Origin of the sequence: Micromonospora sp. ATA51 (genome assembly GCF_016802855.1) — a bacterium.
Lineage (GTDB): Bacteria > Actinomycetota > Actinomycetes > Mycobacteriales > Micromonosporaceae > Micromonospora > Micromonospora sicca.
Window position 1 is genome coordinate 1 of sequence record NZ_JAEVHJ010000585.1, and the last position, 2,028, is coordinate 2,028.

Sequence of the window (2,028 nt, forward strand, 5' to 3'; positions counted from 1 at the left end):
AGATGTTGGACAGGATCGGGGAGGCTACCCCGCCTTGCGGCACACCGCTGACGGTGGCACCCCAAACCCAGTCCTCCAGGTATCCGGCGTGGAGCATGGGCTCACCCTGACGCTCTTCGCCGCGATCGGCATCCGGCTGGTCTTCCTGCAGACCGTGGACACCCCGGCGTACGCCGACGGCGGCGTCACCGACCGGCTCGCCGTGGTCGACCTGCCCGCCCCGCGCGGCGCGATCTACGACCGGACCGGCGCCCCGCTGGCGCACAGCGTCGAGGCCCGGTACGTCTTCGCCGACCCGACCCGGGTCAAGGACCGGTTCGCCACCGCCCGGCTGCTCTCCCCGCTGCTCGGCGTGCCCGTCTCCGACCTGGCCGACAGGATGAGGCCCCGCAAGCTGCCGACGGGCATCCCGTCGCAGTTCGAGTACCTGGCCCGCGGCGTCGAGATCGGCAAGGCGAAGCAGATCATGGCGCTGGACCTGGCCGGCATCGGCGTGCACCGGGACGAGCGGCGCGAGGTGCCCGGCGGCGACCTGGGCGCCAACCTGATCGGCTTCGTCAGCCAGGACATGGTCGGCCTGGAGGGGCTGGAGGCGAAGTACGACGACCTGCTCCAGGGGCAGGCCGGGAAGAAGACCTACGAGGTCGGGCAGGGCGACCTGGCCGCGCCGATTCCCGGCGGCTACAGCCAGACCACCCAGCCCAACCCGGGCAGCTCACTGGAGCTGACCATCGACCGGGACCTCCAGTTCCAGGCGCAGCGGATCCTCACCGCCCGAATGGCGCAGACCAGGGGCAGCGTCGGCGCCGCGGTGATCATCGACGTGCCCACCGGCGAGGTGCTGGCCCAGGCGAGCAACCCCACCTACGACGCGGCGGACCCGGAGGGCAGCAAGCCGACGGACCGGGAGGACGCGGCGACCAGCTTCGTGGTCGACCCGGGCTCCATCCACAAGGCGATCACCTACGGCGCGGCCCTCCAGGAGGGCGTGATCACCCCGGACACGGCGTTCCCCGTCCCCAACACGATCGTCAAGGGCGGCGTCACCTTCCGGGACACGCACCCGGCGAACGGGCAGAAGATGAGCATCCCCGGCATGCTGGCGTACTCGTCCAACGTCGGGACCATCAAGATCGCTGGCGAGCTGGGGCCGGACCGCCTCATCGACTACCAGAAGCGGTTCGGGCTGGGGCAGCCCACCCGCGAGGGCCTGCCGGGGGAGGCCTCCGGGCGACTGCTCCCGGCCGACCAGTGGAGCGGCTCGGCGTACGGGTCGGTGCCGATCGGGCACAGCGTGGACGCCACCCCCCTGCAGATGGCCGCCGCGTACGCCGCCGTGGCCAACGACGGCACGTACGTCCAGCCGCACCTGATCAGGGAGGTGATCGGCCCGGACGGGAAGCGGACGCCGGGCCGCGCCGGTGACCCGGTCGGTGCTCAGCCCGCAGAACGCCGCCGCGCTGCGCACCATGCTGGAGGCGGTCACCACGGTCAACGGTCCGGAGGGGCCGGCCACCGGCCTGGCCGCCGCCGTCCCCGGCTACCGGGTGGCCGGCAAGACCGGCACCGGACTGCGCTACGCCGACGGCCAGCAGCAGCCCGGCGCGGTCGCCTCGTTCATCGGGATGGCCCCAGCCGAGCACCCCCGGTACGTGGTGGCGGTCTTCGTCTGGAGCCCGGGCGGCGAGGGCGGCGCGGTCGCCGCGCCGGCCTTCCGGGAGATGATGGGCTACACGCTGCGGCACTACCGGGTGCCGCCGTCGGCGACCAGCAAGTCCCCCAAGTTCGAGGTCTTTCCGCGCTGAGCGGGGCGGACGGGACATGATCGGTGAGTGGCGACGAACCACCGGGGCGGCTGTGCGGTCGGAACCCGGACGACCGGGTAGGGTCTGACGCCGTGCCCGGCAATCCACGTCCCCGTACCGTGAATCCCGTCCGGCTCGGCGACCTCGCCGCCCGGCTCGCCGTCGCGCCGCCGGCGGGCGCCGCCGAGGTGGCCGTGACCGGGGTGACCCACGCCAGCCAGGA

Annotated in this window: 1 pseudogene; it reads left to right on the plus strand. The window is 73.1% G+C overall.

Annotation, left to right across the window (positions count from 1 at the left end):
- The first annotated feature begins 88 nt into the window (after positions 1-88).
- Positions 89-1,805 (plus strand): annotated as a pseudogene (locus JNW87_RS38030) (peptidoglycan D,D-transpeptidase FtsI family protein).
- Positions 1,806-2,028 lie beyond the last annotated feature (223 nt).